Genomic DNA, 19,751 nt, shown 5'->3' on the forward strand with positions numbered 1-19,751 from the left:
CCGGGCCTTAGCATGACGGCACGTATGACTGAGGGGGTTCCGCGCATGTCCGAGGACACGCAGCCGCCGGTGGCGCCGGAAGGCCCCGGGGTGCCCGAGGACGGGGCCGCGGTCCCGAAGACCTCGCTGGAGAAGACACGGAGCCCCGCCGCGCCGGCCACGGACGAGCGGAACCCGTGGGCGCCGCCCGCGCCGGACGGACCCGGACACACCGTCGCCGCGAACGAGCCGCCGGCCTGGGCCGGTCCCACCGTGCACGACCAGCGGACGATCGCCGCCCTGCCCACCCCGGGCGGCCCCGGGCAGCCGGGCGCGTCGCCCTGGGCGCACCCCGCGGCGCCCGGTCCCGCGGCCGACCCGTTCGCGCCCCCGGCGGACACCGGGCCCTACGCCTCGTACGGCGAGCCCGTCCCGCCGCCGCCCATCGGGCCCGAGGGACCCGGACAGGTGCCGTACGGCTATCCCGGCCACCTGGGCGGGCCGGTGCCCGGCCCGGTGCACGGGCCCGGCGGCTACTCCTACGGCTGGCCGGGGATGCACCACCCGCTGCCCAGCAACGGCATGGGGACGGCCGGACTGGTGCTCGGCATCATCTCCGCGGCGATCTTCTGCCTGTGGCCGATCGCCATCGTCCTCGGTGTGCTGGCGCTGATCTTCGGCGCGATCGGGCGCGGCAAGGCACGACGCGGCGAGGCCACGAACCCCGGGCAGGCGCTCGCCGGGATCATCTGCGGTGTCGCGGGCATCGTCCTCGGCGTGGGCCTGCTGACGATCACCGTCTTCGCGAACCTGTAGCCGCCGGCCACCGCGAGACACCCTCTACGGGGTGTCCGCGAAGCCCCGCAGCCGCTCGCGCGCCTCCATCAGGGCGAACCCGAGCAGGTTCGGGCCCTTCCATCGCTCGGGGTCGGAGGCGCCCTGGTCGGTCGTGGCCAGTCCTATGCCCCACACCCGGTCCACCGGGCTCGCCTCCACCAGGACCCGGTCGCCGGTGCCGAGCAGGAAGCCGCGCGGCTCCGGGTGCGCGGCGAACTTGTGGACGGAGCCCTCCACGACGATGCGGAAACGCTCCCGCGCCCACACCGCGTCGTCGAACCCGCGCACCAGCCGGCCCGCCTTCTTCGCCTCGGCGGGGTGCTCCGCGGCCAGCGCCCGCCGCTCCGCCTCCGCGTCCCCGAACAGCCGGGCCTTGCCCGCCATCATCCAGTGCTCGGCCGTCGCGTACCGCACGCCGTCCACCGTGAACGGCGACGGCCACCACTGGCTGAGACAGCTCGCTCCGGCACGTCCGTCCGGCAGCGGCCGGTGCCCCCAGAAGTGGAGGTACTTGACCCTCGCCCCCGAGCGGACCTCCTGTTTCAGGACATCCCAAGAATCGATCTTCGCCATGTGCCCGAGTCTGGCACGCACCACCGACAACCCGTCCTCGGTTTTCCGTGCCGACTCGACATCTGGTCGACAGATTCCGTCGCGTAACCAAATGGCAACAACGGAATCACTTGTTGGAGTCCACCCGCTCTGTCAGGATCGGCACTCAAATCGAGCCTGAGCCACGCCGGCCCCACTCCGGGGCGCGGAGGGAGCGACATGCACAACCCGGGCAACCCGACCCCGGAACGATTCCCGGCCCAGGACCGCTTCGCCGACGGCGCCCAGTTCATCGCGGGCCGCCCGGCGAAGGGGACCTCGGGGCGCACCCACGCCGTGGTCGACCCCGCCACGGGCGAGGAGGTGTACACCTACGACCTGGCCGGAACCGACGACGTCGACGCCGCCGTCGCCGCCGCGCGCGCCGCCTTCCCCGGCTGGTCGGGTGCCACCCCGGCCGAGCGGTCCGACGCCCTGCACCGCTTCGCCGCCGTCCTCGCCGAGCGCGCCGAGGAGTTCGCCCGCGCGGAGTCCCTCCAGTGCGGCAAGCCGCTCAAGCTCACCCGCGAGTTCGACGTGCCGGGCACGATCGACAACACCGCCTTCTTCGCGGGGGCCGCCCGCCACCTCCAGGGCCAGTCGGCGGGGGAGTACTCCGGCGACCACACCTCCTACGTACGCCGGGAGCCCATCGGCGTCGTCGGCTCGATCGCCCCCTGGAACTACCCGCTGCAGATGGCCGCCTGGAAGATCCTCCCGGCGATCGCGGCGGGCAACACCGTCGTGCTCAAGCCGGCCGAGCTCACCCCGCTCACCTCCCTGCTGTTCGCGCGGGCCGCCACCGACGCCGGGCTCCCCGACGGCGTGATCAACATCGTCACCGGCACCGGCAAGGAGGCCGGCGAGCACCTCGTCGGGCACCCCGACGTCGCCATGACCTCCTTCACCGGGTCCACAGCCGTCGGCCGGCGCGTCGCCGAGATCGCCACCGCCACCGTGAAGCGGATCCATCTGGAGCTCGGCGGCAAGGCACCCTTCGTCGTCTTCGACGACGCCGACCTCGAGGCCGCCGCGCACGGCGCCGTCGCGGGCTCGCTCATCAACACCGGGCAGGACTGCACGGCCGCCACCCGCGCGTATGTGCAGCGCCCCCTGTACGAGGCCTTCGTCGAGCGCACCGCCGCGCTGATGGACGGCGTCCGCCTCGGCGACCCGTTCGCCCCCGGCACCGACCTCGGCCCGCTGATCTCGCACACCCAGCGCGACCGGGTGGCCGGTTTCGTCGACCGGGCGCGGGACTACGCGCGCGTCGTGACCGGCGGCGAGGCCCCACAGGGAGACCTCGGGAAGGGCGCGTACTACCGCCCCACCCTCATCGCCGACGCACCGCAGGACAGCGAAGTCGTACAGTCCGAGATCTTCGGGCCGGTGCTGGTCGTCCTCCCCTTCGACACGGACGACGAGGGCATCGCGCTGGCCAACGACACCCCGTACGGCCTCGCCGCCTCCGCCTGGAGCCGGGACGTCTACCGGGCCCACCGCGCCACCCGCGAGATCAAGGCGGGCTGCGTGTGGGTGAACGACCACATCCCGATCATCAGCGAGATGCCGCACGGCGGCTACAAGGCGTCCGGCTTCGGCAAGGACATGTCCGCGTACTCCTTCGAGGAGTACACGCAGATCAAGCACGTCATGTTCGACAACACCGCGGTCGCCGCGAAGGACTGGCACCGCACCGTCTTCGGGGACCGATAGCAGCCAGGCCGCCCGACCCGCGGCCGACTCCCGAAAGGGCACCACGCGCATGGAGCAGTACGAGCCCGACCGCCTCTCCCCGCCGCAGGTGGCCGCGTTGCGGCGCAGCCTGAGCAACGGCAGGGCCGCCATGACCCGCCGCAGCCTGCTGCGCGCCTCCGCGGGCGGCGCGCTCGCGGTCGGCGGTCTCGGAGCACTGTCCGGCTGCGGCATCCCCGCGGCCGGCGACACCCAGGGCGGCGTCTCGGCGGAGGACCACTCGGCGAAGGAGAAGACCGTCAGCTTCTCCAACTGGACCGAGTACATGGACATCGACGACAGCGGGCGCGAACACCCGACGCTGGAGGCGTTCACGAAACGCACCGGCATCAAGGTGAAGTACACCGAGGACATCAACGACAACACCGAGTTCTTCGGCAAGATCAAGCCGCAGCTCGCCGCGGGCCAGGACACCGGCCGCGACATCATCGTCCTCACCGACTGGCTGGCCGCCCGGCTCATACGCCTCGGCTGGGTGCAGAAGCTGGACGCGTCCAACCTGCCGCACGCCTTCGCCAACGTGGCGTCGTCGTACCGGAGCCCCGACTGGGACCCGGGCCGCGCCTACTCCTACCCCTGGCAGGGCATCGCGACCGTCATCGCCTACAACAAGAAGGCGCTCGACGGCGTCGAGGTGAAGAGCCTGTCCGACATGCTCGACAACCCCAAGCTCAAGGGCCGGGTCGGGCTGCTCACCGAGATGCGCGACACCATGGGCATGGCGCTGCTCGACATGGACAAGGACCCGCGCGGCTTCACCGCCGACGACTACGACGCGGCGCTCGCCCGGCTCCAGAAGTGCGTCGACAAGGGCCAGATCCGCCGCTTCACCGGCAACGACTACACCTCGGACCTGACCAAGGGCGACCTCGCCGCCTGTGTCGCCTGGGCCGGTGACGTCGTCCAGCTGAAGGCCGACAACCCCGACATCGACTTCGTCATCCCGGACAGCGGCTACATGCTCTCCAGCGACAACATGCTGATCCCCAACAAGGCTCGGCACAAGACGAACGCCGAGCGGCTGATCGACTACTACTTCGAGCCGCAGCCGGCCGCCGAGCTCGCCGCCTACATCAACTTCGTCTGTCCCGTCGACGGGGTGAAGGACGAGCTCGCGAAGCTCGACGAGGACGCGGCGAACAACCCGCTGATCCTCCCCGACAAGGCCATGCAGGCCAAGTCCCGTGCCTTCCGCTCGCTGAGCAGCAAGGAAGACACGGAGTTCGAAGGCAAGTTCGCGAAGCTCACTGGGGCGTGACGAGATGAAGACCACCAAGGACACCACCACGTCCGCCGCCCACGGCGGCGACGTCCGCCTCTCCGGCATCAGCAAGACCTACGGCTCCTTCACGGCCGTCCACCCGCTCGACCTGACCGTGCCCGAGGGCTCCTTCTTCGCCCTGCTCGGCGCCTCGGGCTGCGGCAAGACCACCACCCTGCGCATGATCGCCGGCCTGGAGGAGCCCTCCGCGGGCACCGTCCACCTCGGCGACCAGGACGTGACCGCCCTCCCGCCGTACAAGCGGCCGGTGAACACGGTCTTCCAGTCCTACGCCCTCTTCCCGCATCTCGACATCTTCGAGAACGTCGCCTTCGGTCTGCGCCGGCGCGGCATCAAGAGCGTGAGGAAGCAGGTCGACGAGATGCTCGACCTCGTGCAGCTCGGCGAGCAGGCCCGCAAGAAGCCGCACCAGCTCTCCGGTGGCCAGCAGCAGCGCGTGGCCGTGGCCCGCGCCCTGATCAACCACCCCAAGGTGCTCCTCCTCGACGAGCCCCTCGGCGCCCTCGACCTGAAGCTGCGCCGCCAGATGCAGCTGGAGCTCAAGCGCATCCAGACCGAGGTCGGCATCACCTTCGTGCACGTCACGCACGACCAGGAGGAGGCCATGACCATGGCCGATCAGGTCGCGGTGATGAACGCCGGCCGCGTCGAGCAGCTGGGCTCCCCGGCCGACCTGTACGAGAACCCGCGCACCACGTTCGTCGCCAACTTCCTCGGCAGCTCCAACTTCATCGAGGCCGAGATCGACTCCCGCGGCGGCGACGGCCTGGTCCTCAAGGCCGGCGGCGGCAAGCTGGTGCTGCCGGAGGCCCGCTGTTCCGCGCCGACGACGACCGGCGGCAAGGTGCTGGTGGGCGTCCGCCCCGAGAAGATCTCCCTCACCCACGCCGACGACGCCGGTGAGATACCCGAGGGCCGCAACCGCATCACGGGCCGGATCGCCGACTCCTCCTTCATCGGCGTCTCCACGCAGTACGTCGTCGACAGCCCCGTCTGCCCCGAGTTCGAGGTCTACGCCCAGAACATCGACCGCGACCCGCGGCTCGTGCCCGGGGCCGAGGTCGTCCTGCACTGGAACCCCGCGCACACCTTCGGGCTCGACGCCACCCAGGACATCGACGCCGGCACCGAGGAAGAGGCGGCGGTCTGATGACGACCCTCACCGAGGCGCCCCCGCCTCTCAGCCCCGCGGCCCCCGAGAAGGCGCCTAAGCCACCGCGCCGGCGCGGCCGTCTCGTCCCGTACTGGCTGCTGCTGCCCGGCATCCTGTGGCTGCTGGTCTTCTTCGCGCTGCCGATGGTCTACCAGGCCTCCACGTCCGTGCAGACGGGCTCCCTGGAGGAGGGCTACAAGGTCACCTGGCACTTCGCGACCTACTGGGACGCCCTGTCCGAGTACTACCCGCAGTTCCTGCGCTCGGTGCTCTACGCCGGTTCCGCGACCATCCTGTGCCTGCTCCTCGGCTACCCGCTCGCGTACCTCATCGCCTTCCGGGCGGGCCGCTGGCGGAACCTGATCATGATCCTGGTGATCGCGCCCTTCTTCACCAGCTTCCTGATCCGCACCCTCGCCTGGAAGACGATCCTCGCCGACGGCGGCCCGGTCGTCGGCGCCCTGAACACGCTGCACGTCCTCGACGTCACCAGCTGGCTCGGCATGACCCAGGGCGACCGGGTACTGGCCACCCCGCTCGCGGTCGTGTGCGGTCTGACGTACAACTTCCTGCCGTTCATGGTCCTGCCGCTGTACACCTCGCTGGAGCGGATCGACCCGCGGCTGCACGAGGCGGCGAACGACCTGTACGCCCGGCCGGTCACCACCTTCCGCAGGGTCACCTTCCCGCTGTCGATGCCGGGCGTCGTCTCCGGCACCCTGCTGACCTTCATCCCGGCCACCGGCGACTACGTCAACGCCGACCTGCTCGGCTCCACGGACACCCGGATGGTCGGCAACGTCATCCAGTCGCAGTTCCTGCGCATCCTGGACTACCCGACGGCCGCGGCCCTCTCCTTCATCCTGATGGCCGCCATCCTCGTCATGGTGACCGTCTACATCCGCAGGTCCGGAACGGAGGATCTGGTCTGATGGCCGTCGTCAACTGGCTCAAGCGGCACTTCGTCGTCATCGCGGGACTGGTCACGCTCGCCTATCTCCTGCTGCCGAACGTCGTCGTGACGGTGTTCTCCTTCAACCGCCCCAAGGGCCGCTTCAACTACGAGTGGCAGGAGTTCTCCACGGACGCCTGGCGCGACCCGTGCGGGGTCTCCGGCCTGTGCGGCTCGCTGTCGGTCAGCCTCCAGATCGCCCTCTGGGCGACCGTCGGCGCCACCCTCCTCGGCACGCTGATCGCCTTCGCGCTGGTCCGCTACCGGTTCCGGGCGCGCGGCGCGGTCAACTCGCTGATCTTCCTGCCGATGGCGATGCCCGAGGTCGTCATGGCCGCCTCGCTGCTCACCCTGTTCCTCAACCTGGGCGCCCAGCTGGGCTTCTGGACGATCCTCATCGCCCACATCATGTTCTGCCTCAGCTTCGTCGTGACGGCGGTCAAGGCGCGCGTGATGTCGATGGACCCCCGCCTCGAGCAGGCCGCGCAGGACCTCTACGCCGGTCCCGTCCAGACGTTCCTGCGGGTGACCCTGCCGATCGCGGCGCCGGGCATCGCGGCCGGCGCGCTGCTCGCCTTCGCGCTGTCGTTCGACGACTTCATCATCACCAACTTCAACGCGGGATCCACCGTCACCTTCCCGATGTTCGTCTGGGGCTCGGCGCAGCGCGGAACGCCCGTCCAGATCAACGTCATCGGCACGGCCATGTTCGTCATCGCGGTCCTGTTCGTCCTGGCCTCCATGGCCGTCGGGAACCGCCGCAAGAAGCAGAAGGCATAGACCCCTGTAGGGAGTTGACATCATGGCCCCGAGCGCCATGAGTTCTGGCAGTCACTGGACGAAGTCCCTCTCCGACGCCCAGCCGGTCCCGTACTGGCTGGACGACCCCGGCCGCCCCCGCCCCGAGCCCGCCCTCACGACCGCCGAGACCTGCGACCTGCTGGTCGTCGGCGGCGGGTACAGCGGACTGTGGACCGCGCTGCTCGCCAAGGAGCGCGACCCCGGGCGGGACGTGGTCCTGGTCGAGGGCCGCGAGGCGGGCTGGGCCGCCTCCGGCCGCAACGGCGGCTTCTGCGCCGCCTCCCTCACCCACGGGACGGCCAACGGGCTCGCCCGCTGGCCGCGGGAGATCCACACGCTGGAGCGGCTGGGCGCCCGCAACCTCGACGAGATCGAGCGCGCGGTCACCCGGTACTCCCTCGACTGCGACTTCGAGCGCAGCGGCGAGATCGACGTCGCCACCGAGCCGTACCAGGCGCGGGAACTGCGCGCCCGGTACGACGAGTTGCGCGATCACGGCCTGGACGAGGGCATCGAGTTCCTGGACGCCGAGGCGGTGCGGGCGCAGGTCGACTCGCCGACCTTCCGGGCCGGCCTGTACGACCGCCGGGGGGTCGCCCTGCTCCACCCGGCCAAGCTGGTCCGGGGCCTGAAGCGGGCCTGCCAGGACCTCGGCGTCCGCGTCTACGAGCACACCCCGGCCCTGGACCTGAAGCCGTACGGCGCCGGCATGGCCGTCCGCACGCCCTACGGCCGTATCCGCGCCCGCCGGGTCGCGCTCGGCACGAACATCTTCCCGAACCTGGTCCGCCGGGTCCGCTCCTACACCGTCCCGGTCTACGACTACGCCCTGATGACCGAGCCCCTCACCGAGGACCAGCTCGCGTCGATCGGCTGGAAGAACCGCCAGGGCCTCGGGGACTCGGCGAACCAGTTCCACTACTTCCGGCTCTCCGCCGACAACCGCGTCCTGTGGGGCGGCTACGACGCCGTCTACCCGTACGGCGGCCGGGTGCGCTCCGAGTACGACGACCGCCCGGAGACCTACGCCAAGCTGGCCGGGCACTTCTTCACCTGCTTCCCGCAGTTGGAGGGCCTGCGCTTCACGCACGCGTGGGGCGGCGCGATCGACACCTGCTCGCGCTTCTCGGCGTTCTTCGGCACCGCCCACCGGGGCAGGGTGGCGTACGCGGCGGGCTACACGGGTCTCGGCGTCGGTGCGACCCGGTTCGGCGCCGACGTGATGCTGGACCTGCTGGCGGGGGAGCGCACCGAGCGTACGGAACTGGAGATGGTGCGCAGGAAGCCGCTGCCCTTCCCGCCGGAGCCGTTCGCCTGGACCGGCATCGCGCTCACCAAGTGGTCGCTGGCCCGCGCGGACACGCACGGCGGGCGGCGCAACCTGTGGCTGCGGACGATGGACCGGCTGGGCCTCGGCTTCGACAGCTGACGCCCGCGCCCGACGATCTCCATGTGACCCGCATCACCATAACTGTGGTGGGGAAACCGCGTAATGCCCGCCGATGACCTCCCTCTCCTCCGTGACGCGATCGGGCGTCCAGGACGAACAGGGAGGTCATCGCCATGACAGGGGCCAAGACGGCGGTCGAGTGGCTGGCATCGGTCGCGCCGGATCCCGAGAGCTGCCGCTGGGAGTGGGAGCGCAATCCGCTCGGGGTCGCGCTGCTTCCGGCCGGGCGGGCCTGGGACGTGCTCATCCTCCCGGCCGAGCTGGGCTATCCCACGCTCGACGTGCTCACCCGCGTCCTCGACCGGCCGGGTCCGGTCCTGGTCGACTTCGGTGACGCGCGCATGGGGTTCTTCGTCCCGCCGGGCACCGCGGCACGCTGGCTCGGCACCGGGATCCGCACCGCCGGGTCGGGCACCTGGATCGTCGTGCCGTATCCGGGGCGGGCCCCGGGCGGTGTCCGATGGCTGGTGCCGCCGGACGGCGCAGGCACCCTCACCGACCCGTCCCTGCTCGAACTGGCCATGCACGAGGCGGTCGCGGGACTGGCCCGGCGGACCGAGAAGGAGCGTTAGAGGGCTCGTCGATCAGGCCGGTCTCCGCGGCGTCCGGCACCACTGATCGACGAGACGCCCCCTGACCTACGGCACCCCTTGACACGGCGGATTGGTCTGGACCAAGTTGGGGACGGCTCCCTCCTCCAACTCCCCCCTGCCCGGAGGCACTTGTGGACCGCTCCAGACCCCTCGCCCTCCTCGTCGCCGCGGTACTGACCCTGCCCGGCCTCACCGCGCTCTCGTCGGCCGCCCGTGCGGCCGACGCCGACCTCGTCCGCAACGGCGGCTTCGAGTCCGGCCTCGACGGCTGGACCTGCACGGCGGGCACGACCGTCGACTCGCCCGTCCGCAGCGGCCGTTCCGCCCTCCAGGCGACCCCGGCCGGCAGCGACAACGCCCGCTGCGCACAGACCGTGACGGTGAAGCCGGACTCGGCGTACACGCTGTCCGGACACGTCCGCGGCGCGTACGTGTACCTCGGCGCCGACGGCACCGGCACCACCGACGTCTCCACCTGGACCCAGTCGGCCCCGGCCTGGCAACGGCTCACCACGACCTTCCGCACCGGCCCCTCCACCACCCGGGTCACCCTCTACACCCACGGCTGGTACGGCACCGGCGCCTACCAGGCCGACGACATCTCGCTGATCGGGCCGGGCGGCGACGCGACCCAGCCGCCGGCGCCCCCGGCCGGCCTCACCGCCGGGTCCGTCACCTCCTCCAGCGTCGCCCTCGCCTGGTCGGCGGTCCCCGGCGCCACCGGCTACGCCGTCTACCGCGACGGCGCCAAGGTCCGCACGGTGACCGGCACCTCGGCCACCATCACCGGGCTCTCACCCGCGACCGCGTACGCCTTCCAGGTCACCGCTCTCAACGAGGCCGGCGAGTCCGCACGGTCCGCCGCGGTGACGGCCACCACCACCGATCCGACCGGCGGCGGCGACGGCGGCCTCCCGGCGCACGCCCTCGTCGGCTACCTCCACGCCGGCTTCGCCAACGGCTCCGGCTACACCCGGATGGCCGACGTCCCCGACAGCTGGGACGTCATCGACCTGGCCTTCGGCGAACCCACCTCGGTCACCTCCGGCGACATCCGCTTCGACCGCTGTCCCGTCACCGAGTGCCCGAACGTGGAGAGCGACGCCGAGTTCAAGGCGGCGATCAGGGCCAAGCAGGCGGCCGGCAAGAAGGTGCTCATCTCCATCGGCGGCCAGAACGGCCAGGTGCAGCTCACCACGGCGGCCGCACGGGACACCTTCGTGTCCTCCGTCTCGAAGATCATCGACGAGTACGGCCTCGACGGGCTCGACATCGACTTCGAGGGCCACTCCCTCTCCCTGAACGCCGACGACACCGACTTCCGGAACCCCAAAACCCCGGTGATCGTCAACCTCATCTCGGCGCTGAAGACCCTCAAGGCCGAGTACGGCGACGACTTCGTGCTGACCATGGCCCCGGAGACCTTCTTCGTCCAGCTCGGCCACCAGTACTACGGCACCGGCAAGTGGGGCGGCCAGGACCCGCGCGCCGGCGCCTACCTCCCCGTGATCCACGCCCTGCGCGACGACCTGACGCTGCTGCACGTCCAGGACTACAACTCGGGTCCGATCATGGGCCTGGACAACCAGTACCACTCCATGGGCGGCGCCGACTTCCACATCGCGATGACCGACATGCTGCTCACCGGCTTCCCGGTCGCGGGCGACGCGAACAACGTCTTCCCGCCGCTGCGCCCGGACCAGGTGGCCATCGGCATGCCGGCCACGGCCGACGCGGGCAACGGGCACGTCCCCCCGGCCGAGGTCACCAAGACCCTCGACTGCCTGACGAAGCGGACGAACTGCGGCTCGTACGCGACCCACGGCACCTGGCCGGCGCTGCGCGGCCTGATGACCTGGTCGGTCAACTGGGACCGGTTCGGCGGCTGGGAGTTCCAGCGGACGTTCGACGGCTACTTCGGCTGAGGAACAGCCACAGCGCCACGAGCAGCAGCGTGCCGAGGCACCAGCTGGCCAGGACGTCCAGGGGCCAGTGGTAGCCACGCCGGGTCAGCCCGAACCCGACGCCGAGGTTCAGCGCGGCGCACAGGACGAGGAGGGTCCGGCGGGTGCCGGCGGACCGCAGCAGCGGCAGCAGGAGCAGGGTCGCGGCCCCGTAGGCGATGGCGGCCGTGGCCGTGTGCCCCGACGGGTAGTAGCCGGTGGCGGGCGGCACGGCCGGGGTGCCCGGGCGGTCGGTGAGCACCTTGAGCGGGATCACCACCACCGGGACCAGCGCCATCAGCAGGACGGCGGACACGCCGGGCAGCCACCAGTGGTCTGTACCGGTGCGGCGGTGCCGCCAGGTGACGTGGCCGAGGGCGGCCAGCAGGACCGGCACGGCGACCTGGACGTTGCCGAGGTCGGCCAGCAGTTCGGAGAGGCGGCCGGGACGCACGAGGGCCCGGCTGGCGGCCTCGTCGAGACCGACCACCGGGCCGTCCGTCACCACCTGCCAGGTGATGAGCGCGAAGAACAGGGCGGGAAGCCCGAGAAGGAGAAGGAGGGAGGTCGGCCGCCCGGGAACAGGGGGGGTGGTTCCGGGGCGGCCGTCCGGATCGGATGGTCGCGCGCCCCGGGGGGTTTGGGGCGGGCGACTGTCCGATCGGTGAGGAGATCCGGAGCCGGAGGCGCCGGTTGTGTGCGCGAGGGCACGACCAGGTCGAAGCTGGGGAGGCCCCGGCCTGATGTCACCCAGAGTCCCCTCCGGGCGGGGTGTATCTCTCATCTGGTTAGAACCTACGGCAGGGAGATGGCGTTAGACAGTCGGAAACGCGTCCTGTCATCCACCTCGCACACCTTCTTCACACGCTCTGACGCAGGCCGCCCCAGCTCCGGAACCGCGGACGGCGGCAGGGCTGGGGCGGATGAGGCGCGAGGGGCCGGTGTACCGGCCCCACCTCTGGTTTCGCGTGACCTCAGATACGGGCGAACGCCTGCTCGATGATGTCGAGGCCCTCGGTCAGCAGGTCCTCGCCGATGACCAGCGGCGGCAGGAAGCGGAGCACGTTGCCGTAGGTGCCACAGGTCAGGACCAGCAGGCCCTCGGCGTGGCAGGCCTTGGCCAGCGCCGCGGTCGCCTCCGGGTTCGGCTCCTTGGTGGCGCGGTCCTTGACCAGCTCGATGGCGATCATGGCGCCGCGGCCCCGGACGTCGCCGATGATGTCGAACTTCTCGGCCATGGCGGTCAGGCGCGCCTTCATGACGGCCTCGATGTCCTTCGCCCGGGCGTTGAGGTCGAGCTCCTTCATCGTCTCGATGGCGCCGAGCGCACCGGCGCAGGCCACCGGGTTGCCGCCGTAGGTGCCGCCCAGGCCGCCCGCGTGCGCGGCGTCCATGATCTCGGCGCGGCCGGTCACGGCGGCGAGCGGCAGACCGCCCGCGATGCCCTTGGCGGTGGTGATGAGGTCCGGGACGATGCCCTCGTCCTCGCACGCGAACCACTGGCCGGTGCGGCAGAAGCCCGACTGGATCTCGTCGGCGACGAACACGATGCCGTTGTCGTTGGCGAACTTCACGATGGCCGGCAGGAAGCCCTTGGCCGGCTCGATGAAGCCGCCCTCGCCGAGGACCGGCTCGATGATGATCGCGGCGACGTTGTCGGCCCCGACCTGCTTGGTGATCATGTCGATCGCCTGCCGCGCGGCCTCGGGGCCGGCGTTCTCGGCGCCGGTCGGCCAGCGGTAGCCGTAGGCCACCGGCACCCGGTAGACCTCGGGCGCGAACGGGCCGAAGCCGTGCTTGTACGGCATGTTCTTCGCCGTCAGCGCCATCGTCAGGTTGGTCCGGCCGTGGTAGCCGTGGTCGAAGACGACGACGGCCTGGCGCTTGGTGTACGCGCGGGCGATCTTGACGGCGTTCTCGACGGCCTCGGCGCCCGAGTTGAACAGCGCGGACTTCTTGGCGTGGTCACCCGGCGTCAGCTCCGCCAGCGCCTCGGCGACGGCGACGTAGCCCTCGTACGGCGTGACCATGAAACAGGTGTGGGTGAAGTCGGCGAGCTGCGCGGACGCCCTGCGTACGACCGCCTCGGCGGAGGCGCCGACGGAGGTCACGGCGATGCCGGAGCCGAAGTCGATGAGGCGGTTGCCGTCGACGTCCTCGATGATGCCCCCGCCCGCGCGCGCGGTGAACACGGGCAGGACGGAGCCCACACCCTGCGCGACCGCGGCGGTACGGCGGGCCTGCAGCTCCTGCGACTTCGGGCCGGGGATGGCGGTGACGACGCGGCGCTCCTGGGGAAGTGCGCTCATGACGGGCTCCTGGGGGTTCTACGGACGTTTCGTCTTCTCTTTTCTCGCAGGCTAGGGCGGGGAGCGGGGGGTGGGCATGCTCCATGTGGGCGTTGTCCGCGCATCCGGTTGTCCGTGGTGGACATGGCGGGCGCGGCCCGCCCGGAGGCGACCGGAACACCCGGGCCCGCCGCGTCGGCCGCGTAAGCGGTGGACTGGCGGCTGCCGGGCACTAGATTGACTCGCTGACGGTTGCACGGAACGGCTGGTCAGGGGGCAACGGCGATGGACGGCGACGGAACGCAGGAAGCACGGGGCACGCACGCGACCCCTGTGCCGCGATCACGCTCCGCCCTGCCTCCGCTGCCGTCGGCCCCGCCCGGCCAGGCCCCCGGCGCCTCGGTGGCCGGCTGGCTGGACGAACCGCGGCCCGAGACCGGCCCCGGCATCTGGCGCTTCGGGTACCGGCCGCCGAAGGCGGCGAAGGCCGAACGGGTCAGCCCCACGACCGTCGTCGGCATGCTGATCCCGCTGGCCGCCGCGCTGCTGGTGTGGTCGTTCTGGCGGCGCGGGGCGCTGCCGTACGAGTTCGTCCTGCTGCGGCTGTTCACACCGGAGGACTGGTGGTGGGGCGGCACCATGGCCCGGCCCAAGCACCTGGAGGGGCAGGCGCTGCAGTACCCGGGCGTGGAGGCCCTCGACGTCTACAACGGCCTCTTCTTCGCCCTGCTCCTCTACACGGTCGTCCGGCTCGGCAGCTGGCCCGCCGTCGTCCGGCACCTCCTGGACGGCAGGCCCCAGCCGGCCCGTGCCCTGTGGGCGGCCTTCGGCGCCCTGGCCGCCCTCACCCTCGTCCACCCGGACGCCTTCCCCGGGGCCGGCTGGGACCCGCTGCCCGTCGTGAGCCCGCTGTTCTCCCTGATCGTGCTGCTCAGCGACTCGTACGACGTCTACTCGGCCCCCTGGGAGACCGTCCTCCACCTGCTCGTCACCGCCCTCGTGGTGTGGCCCTTCGCCCGGCTGGGCGGCTGGTGGTCCCTCGTCCGCGACCGGCTCGCGGCGCGCCGCGAGCCGCAGGGGGAGGACCTGGAGTCCGCCCCCGTGGAACCCCGGTCCCGCTTCCCCGAGCTGCGCGAGGCCGGGCAGCACCAGGCCGCCGACGTCCTCGCCGCCGAGGTCCTCGCCGGGCGCATGAACGACGTGGACTGCGCCCGCGTCGAGCACCACTGGGCGCGCGCCCGGAGAGAGGGCCGCCCGGCGGACTTCACGGACACGGTCCTGCGGCAGGGCGCCGCCGCCTTCACGCACCCCTCCGGCGCCCGGGACCTGCCCGCCCGCACCGCACGGCACGACCTGCTCGGCGGGCAGGTGCGCATCGGCCGGTGGGCCGCCACCGAGCGCACCCCGGCCGCGTACGGCGGGGCCGGCGCGGCCCTCGAACCGGCGACGCTGGGCACCTCGCTGCTGGTCGTCGGGCCGTCCGGGTCCGGGAAGACCCGGCAGGTGATCGCCCCGCTGGCCGAGTCCCTCGCGCTGCAGGCGCTCACCGGCACCTGCGCGGTCGTCGTGGTGTGCGGCGCGGGCGCCGCGCTGGGCCCGGACACCTCGTACGACGTCGTGGTGCGTGTCGGCGACCCCGCGTCCACCCACGACCTCGACCCGTACGCGGGCACCGACGACCCCGACGAGGCCGCCGGGTTCCTCGCCGAGGCACTCGCCGGCGACCTCGACGCCGTCGGCACCGAGCGCGCCACCACCGCGCTCGCCCAGCTGCTCGGCCCCTACCGGGCCGCCCACGGACGCTTCCCCGCCCTCCCCGTCCTGCGGGACCTGCTGGAGGGCGACGAGCGGGCCCTCACCGAGCTGCGCGCCCGGCTGGCCGGCGATGCGCACACGGCGATGCGCCGCGAAGTGGAAGCCCGGGTCCGGCTGACCGGCACCACCGGCGACCCCGGCCCGGTCCTCGCCGGCCGGCTCGCCCTGCTCGATCGGCCCGCCTTCGCGGACTTCCTCGGCGCCGGGGGCGAGGAACACCGCCCCTTCTCGCTGCGGTCGGTCGCCCACCACCCGCTGCGGGTCCGGATCGACCTGCCCGAACGCACCCACGGGGAGGTCTCACGGCTGATCGCCCGGCTGGTCCTCGCCCAGTTCACCGAGGTCGTCCAGGCGGGGCCCGGCGAGCACTTCGCCGCGCTCGTCCTCGACGACGCCACGGGCACCGTCACCCCCGAGTCCGTCCGGCGCATCCAGCGGCTGCGTCCGCGCAACGCCGGTGTCGTGCTGGCGCTGCGCACGGTCTCCGACGTGCCGGAGGCCCTGCACGGGCCGCTGTACGGGGCCGTGGGCTGCCGGATGGCGCTGTCCGGCGTGACCACCTGGGACGGCAGCCGCTTCGCCGAGGCATGGGGCACCGAGTGGGTGGAGACACGGGACGTCGCCCAGCACACCGTGTTCGCCGACCAGCCCATGACCCGTGCCCTGCACCGCCTGCGCAAGCTGGTCACCGGCAAGGCGGTCACCACCGAGGCGGTGACCGTGCGGCAGGTCGAGCGGGAGCGCTGGTCGGCCTCCGAGCTGGCGCACGGGGTGCCGCCGGGACACGCGGTGCTGTCGGTGACCAGCGTCCGGGGCGAGCACGCCCCGCCGCTGCTGGTGGATCTGCGGGGGTGACCGCGCGATCCGGGCACGGGGCCGCACGATGACCGTACGGTGAGGCAGAATCGGCACAGGCCGTTCATACATGGCGGCCAATTGATCACAGGGATCACCGAAGATCCGACGATCACACCCGATCACACCGATGTGAAGGCCCCATGCCCCCGACGCTCTCCTCGCTCGTCCACCACTCCGCGCTCAAGCTGACCGTGCGGGCGGGCGCGGACCGCCTGGACGTGCCCGTGCGCTGGGCCCACGTCAGCGAGCTCGCCGACCCCGTCCCCTATATGGAGGGCGGGGAGCTGCTGCTGATCACCGCCCTCCAGCTGGACGCCGAGGACCCGGAGGCGATGCGGCGCTACGTCCGGCGGCTGGCCGGCGCCGGCGTGGTCGGCCTCGGCTTCGCGGTCGGCGTCAACTACGAGGAGATCCCCAAGGCGCTGATCGACGCCGCCGAGGAGGCGGAGCTGCCGCTGCTGGAGGTGCCGCGCCGCACCCCCTTCCTCGCCATCAGCAAGGCCGTCTCGGCGGCCATCGCGGCCGAGCAGTACCGGGCGGTGACGGCGGGCTTCGCCGCCCAGCGGGAACTGACCCGGCAGGCGCTGACCGCCGGCCCCGAAGGACTGCTGGCCGCGCTCGCCTCCCAGGTCAACGGCTGGGCCGCGCTCTACGACGCGTCGGGCGCCGTCGTCGCCACCGCCCCCGAGTGGGCCGGGCGGCGGGCGGCACGGCTCACCCCGGACGTGGAGCGGCTGCGCGAGCGCCCGGCGCCGGCGTCCTCCGTGGTCGGCGGACCCGGGAACGAGGACCGGGTCGAGCTGCACACCCTCGGCACCGGGCGCCGCCCGCGCGCGGCGCTCGCCGTGGGCACCGCGGCCGCGCTGGGCACCGCCGAGCGGTACGCCGTCCACTCGGCGATCGCCCTGCTGACCCTGACCACCGAGCGGTCCCGCTCGCTCCAGGCCGCCGAGCAGCGGGTCGGCGCCGCGGTCCTGCGCATGCTCCTCGCCGGGCAGCCCGACCACGCCCGCGCCGTGGCCGGGAGCCTGTACGGCGATCTGCTGGACGCGCCGTTCCGGGTGATCGTCGCGGAGGCGGCGTCCGTCTCGGCGGCCAGGGTCGTGGACCCGGGCACCCGGGTGGCGCTGACCAAGGCGTCCGCCGCGGCCCTCGTCGTCGCCGCCGATGCCGGGGGCGACCCGCTCGGCGCGCTCACCGAGGTCGTCGAGTCGGCGGCGGCCCGGGCCGGCGAGGCGGTCCTGGTGGTGCCCGAGACGGAGACGGGGCGGCTGGTCGTGCTCGCCTCCGACGGGGGCGCGGCGGTCGGAGCGTGCGCGGAGTACGCGGCGGGGCTGGAGGCGGCGCGGGCCGGGGCCGTACCGGACCAGCCGGCCGGCGACCAGGAGGAACTGGTCGTCGGGCTCTCGGCGCCCGCCGGGCCGATCGCCGCGGCCGCCGCGTACAAGCAGGCCGAGCAGGCGCTGTCGGTGGCCCGGCGGCGCGGACGGGTGTGCGTGGAGCACGAGCAGCTGGCCTCCGGGTCGGTGCTGCCGCTGCTCGCGGACGACGCGGTGAAGGCGTTCGCCGACGGTCTGCTGCGGGCCCTGCACGAGCACGACGCGACCGGCCGGGGCGACCTGGTGGCCTCGCTGCGGGCGTGGCTGTCCCGGCACGGCCAGTGGGACGCGGCCGCCGCCGACCTGGGCGTGCACCGGCACACCCTGCGCTACCGGATGCGGCGGGTCGAGGAGATCCTCGGGCGCTCGCTGGACGACGCGGACGTGCGTATGGAGCTGTGGCTCGCGCTGAAGGCGACCTCCACCGAGGAGTAGGACCGAGCGGGCCCGGCCGGGCTGCGCCAATCCGTCGAAGCCCGGCATGCCACCAGTACACCCCGGCCAAACACCGGGATGCCCCGCCGCCCCTACCGTGGTCTCGACAGACCAGGACACCCCCAACGCGGAAGGGCCGGGAATCGACATGACTTCCACCCACGCCTTCTGGCTCGCCGGCCGCCAGGTCAGCGGCGAGGACAGCTTCGACGTCACCTCGCCGTGGGACGGCCGTGTCGTCGGCACGGTGAGCGTGCCCACGGACGCGCAGACCGAGGAGGCCGTGGCCGCCGCGTACGCCGTCCGCGACGAGTTCTCCGCCACCCCGGCCCATGTGCGCGCCGCCGCGCTCGACCACGTCAGCAAGCGGCTCGTCGAGCGCACCGAGGAGATCGCCCGGCTCATCTCCGCCGAGAACGGCAAGCCGATCAAGTGGGCCCGCGGCGAGGTCGGTCGTGCCGTGTCCGTGTTCCGCTTCGCGGCCGAGGAGGCCCGCCGGTTCAACGGCGGCGAGGCCCAGCGGCTCGACACCGACGCCGGCGGCCAGGGCCGGCTCGCCCTCACCCGGCGCTTCCCGAAGGGCGTCGTCCTCGGCATCGCGCCCTTCAACTTCCCGCTGAACCTGTGCGCCCACAAGGTCGCCCCGGCCATCGCCGCCGGCGCCCCGATCATCCTCAAGCCGGCCCCGGCCACCCCGCTGTCCGGCCTGATCCTCGGTGACCTGCTCGCCGAGACCGACCTCCCGGCGGGCTCCTGGAGCATCCTGCCGGTCCCGAACGAGAAGATGCCGGCCCTGGTGCAGGACGAGCGCCTGCCGGTCATCTCCTTCACCGGGTCCGAGAAGGTCGGCTACGCGATCATGGACTCGGTGCCGCGCAAGCACTGCACCCTGGAGCTCGGCGGCAACGGCGCGGCGGTCGTCCTCGCCGACTTCGCCTCCGACGAGGACCTGGACTGGGCCGCGACCCGTATCGCGACCTTCTCCAACTACCAGGGCGGCCAGTCCTGCATCTCCGTACAGCGGGTCATCGCGGACGCCTCCGTGTACGACCGGCTGCTGCCCCGGATCGTCGCCGCCGTCGAGGCCCAGGTCACCGGTGACCCGAACGAGGACGCCACCGACGTCGGCCCGCTGGTCAGCGAGGACGCCGCCAAGCGCGTCGAGACGTGGGTGGACGAGGCCGTCGCCGCCGGAGCCTCCCTCCTCGCCGGCGGCAAGCGCGACGGCGCCTCCTACGCGCCGACCGTCCTCACCGACGTGCCCTCCGACGTCACCCTCGCCTGCGAGGAGGTCTTCGGGCCCGTCCTCACCGTGCAGAAGGTCGACGGGGAGGCCGCCGCCCTCGCCGCCGTGAACGACTCCAAGTACGGCCTCCAGGCGGGCGTGTTCACCCACGACCTGCAGGCCGCCTTCCGCGCCCACCGGGCGCTGGAGGTCGGCGGTGTCGTCATCGGCGACGTCCCCTCCTACCGCGCCGACCAGATGCCGTACGGCGGCGCCAAGCAGTCCGGGGTCGGCCGCGAGGGCGTGCGGTTCGCGATGGACGACTACACCTACGAGCGGGTCCTGATCCTCACGGGCCTCGCTCTCTGACACCACCCTCGGTCCGACGGCCGGAGCCCGCTGTGCGGGGGCTCCG

General features: G+C 72.4%; 15 protein-coding genes. 12 read left to right on the forward strand and 3 right to left on the reverse strand.

The features are described from left to right. Positions 1 to 45: 45 nt before the first annotated feature. Positions 46 to 795: a DUF4190 domain-containing protein gene (locus ABZ899_RS18665; protein ID WP_361347017.1), complete on the forward strand. Its 750-nt coding sequence runs from the start codon at positions 46 to 48 to the stop codon at positions 793 to 795. A 24-nt stretch (positions 796 to 819) separates the two neighbouring features. On the opposite strand, the gene ABZ899_RS18670 is transcribed toward ABZ899_RS18665, so the two are convergent. After that, on the reverse strand, positions 820 to 1,389 hold the full coding sequence (locus tag ABZ899_RS18670) for an NADAR family protein (protein ID WP_361347020.1): 570 nt from the start codon (positions 1,387 to 1,389) through the stop codon (positions 820 to 822). Between the two features lie 198 nt (positions 1,390 to 1,587). Between ABZ899_RS18670 and ABZ899_RS18675 the strand changes: the two genes are divergently transcribed. The 8 genes from ABZ899_RS18675 (at position 1,588) to ABZ899_RS18710 (ending at position 11,318) form a co-directional block, all read left to right on the forward strand. Then, the gene (locus tag ABZ899_RS18675; protein ID WP_361347023.1) at positions 1,588 to 3,123 is read left to right on the forward strand and encodes a gamma-aminobutyraldehyde dehydrogenase; all 1,536 of its coding nucleotides are present in this window, start codon (positions 1,588 to 1,590) and stop codon (positions 3,121 to 3,123) included. Between the two features lie 49 nt (positions 3,124 to 3,172). Beyond that, positions 3,173 to 4,420: a spermidine/putrescine ABC transporter substrate-binding protein gene (locus tag ABZ899_RS18680; RefSeq protein ID WP_361347025.1), complete on the forward strand. Its 1,248-nt coding sequence runs from the start codon at positions 3,173 to 3,175 to the stop codon at positions 4,418 to 4,420. Positions 4,421 to 4,424: 4 nt separating this feature from the next. Beyond that, positions 4,425 to 5,594, forward strand: a complete 1,170-nt coding sequence (locus ABZ899_RS18685; RefSeq protein ID WP_361347028.1) for an ABC transporter ATP-binding protein — start codon at positions 4,425 to 4,427, stop codon at positions 5,592 to 5,594. Beyond that, a complete protein-coding gene (locus ABZ899_RS18690) occupies positions 5,594 to 6,529 on the forward strand; it encodes an ABC transporter permease (RefSeq protein WP_361347031.1) in 936 nt (311 codons plus the stop codon). The genes ABZ899_RS18685 and ABZ899_RS18690 overlap by 1 nt, the downstream gene beginning before the upstream one ends. Beyond that, on the forward strand, positions 6,529 to 7,329 hold the full coding sequence (locus tag ABZ899_RS18695; protein ID WP_361347034.1) for an ABC transporter permease: 801 nt from the start codon (positions 6,529 to 6,531) through the stop codon (positions 7,327 to 7,329). Before ABZ899_RS18690 ends, ABZ899_RS18695 begins: the two co-directional genes overlap by 1 nt. 22 nt (positions 7,330 to 7,351) lie before the next feature. Further along, a complete protein-coding gene (locus ABZ899_RS18700) occupies positions 7,352 to 8,779 on the forward strand; it encodes an FAD-dependent oxidoreductase (RefSeq protein ID WP_361347036.1) in 1,428 nt (475 codons plus the stop codon). 134 nt (positions 8,780 to 8,913) lie between these two features. Further along, positions 8,914 to 9,372 (forward strand): hypothetical protein, encoded by a 459-nt coding sequence (locus ABZ899_RS18705; RefSeq protein ID WP_361347039.1) that lies wholly within the window; start codon positions 8,914 to 8,916, stop codon positions 9,370 to 9,372. Positions 9,373 to 9,524: 152 nt separating this feature from the next. Beyond that, positions 9,525 to 11,318, forward strand: a complete 1,794-nt coding sequence (locus ABZ899_RS18710; RefSeq protein ID WP_361347041.1) for a glycoside hydrolase family 18 protein — start codon at positions 9,525 to 9,527, stop codon at positions 11,316 to 11,318. Here the strand turns inward: ABZ899_RS18710 and ABZ899_RS18715 are convergent. Further along, entirely contained in the window at positions 11,257 to 12,120 is an 864-nt protein-coding gene (locus tag ABZ899_RS18715; protein ID WP_361347044.1) for a phosphatase PAP2 family protein, read from the reverse strand. The genes ABZ899_RS18710 and ABZ899_RS18715 overlap by 62 nt on opposite strands. A 190-nt stretch (positions 12,121 to 12,310) precedes the next feature. Then, the gene (gabT, locus tag ABZ899_RS18720) at positions 12,311 to 13,645 is read right to left on the reverse strand and encodes a 4-aminobutyrate--2-oxoglutarate transaminase (protein WP_361347048.1); all 1,335 of its coding nucleotides are present in this window, start codon (positions 13,643 to 13,645) and stop codon (positions 12,311 to 12,313) included. Positions 13,646 to 13,909: 264 nt separating this feature from the next. On the opposite strand from gabT, the gene ABZ899_RS18725 reads away from it, so the two are divergent. From ABZ899_RS18725 to ABZ899_RS18735, 3 genes are all read left to right on the forward strand, one after another. Further along, complete coding sequence (locus ABZ899_RS18725) at positions 13,910 to 16,294, forward strand: ATP/GTP-binding protein (protein WP_361347051.1); 2,385 nt, start codon at positions 13,910 to 13,912, stop codon at positions 16,292 to 16,294. Between the two features lie 143 nt (positions 16,295 to 16,437). Next, positions 16,438 to 18,111 (forward strand): PucR family transcriptional regulator, encoded by a 1,674-nt coding sequence (locus ABZ899_RS18730; RefSeq protein WP_361347054.1) that lies wholly within the window; start codon positions 16,438 to 16,440, stop codon positions 18,109 to 18,111. A gap of 148 nt (positions 18,112 to 18,259) precedes the next feature. Continuing rightward, complete coding sequence (locus ABZ899_RS18735; protein WP_361347057.1) at positions 18,260 to 19,705, forward strand: aldehyde dehydrogenase family protein; 1,446 nt, start codon at positions 18,260 to 18,262, stop codon at positions 19,703 to 19,705. Positions 19,706 to 19,751: the final 46 nt, after the last annotated feature.

The organism is Streptomyces sp. NPDC046859 (assembly GCF_040645135.1).
Lineage (GTDB): Bacteria > Actinomycetota > Actinomycetes > Streptomycetales > Streptomycetaceae > Streptomyces.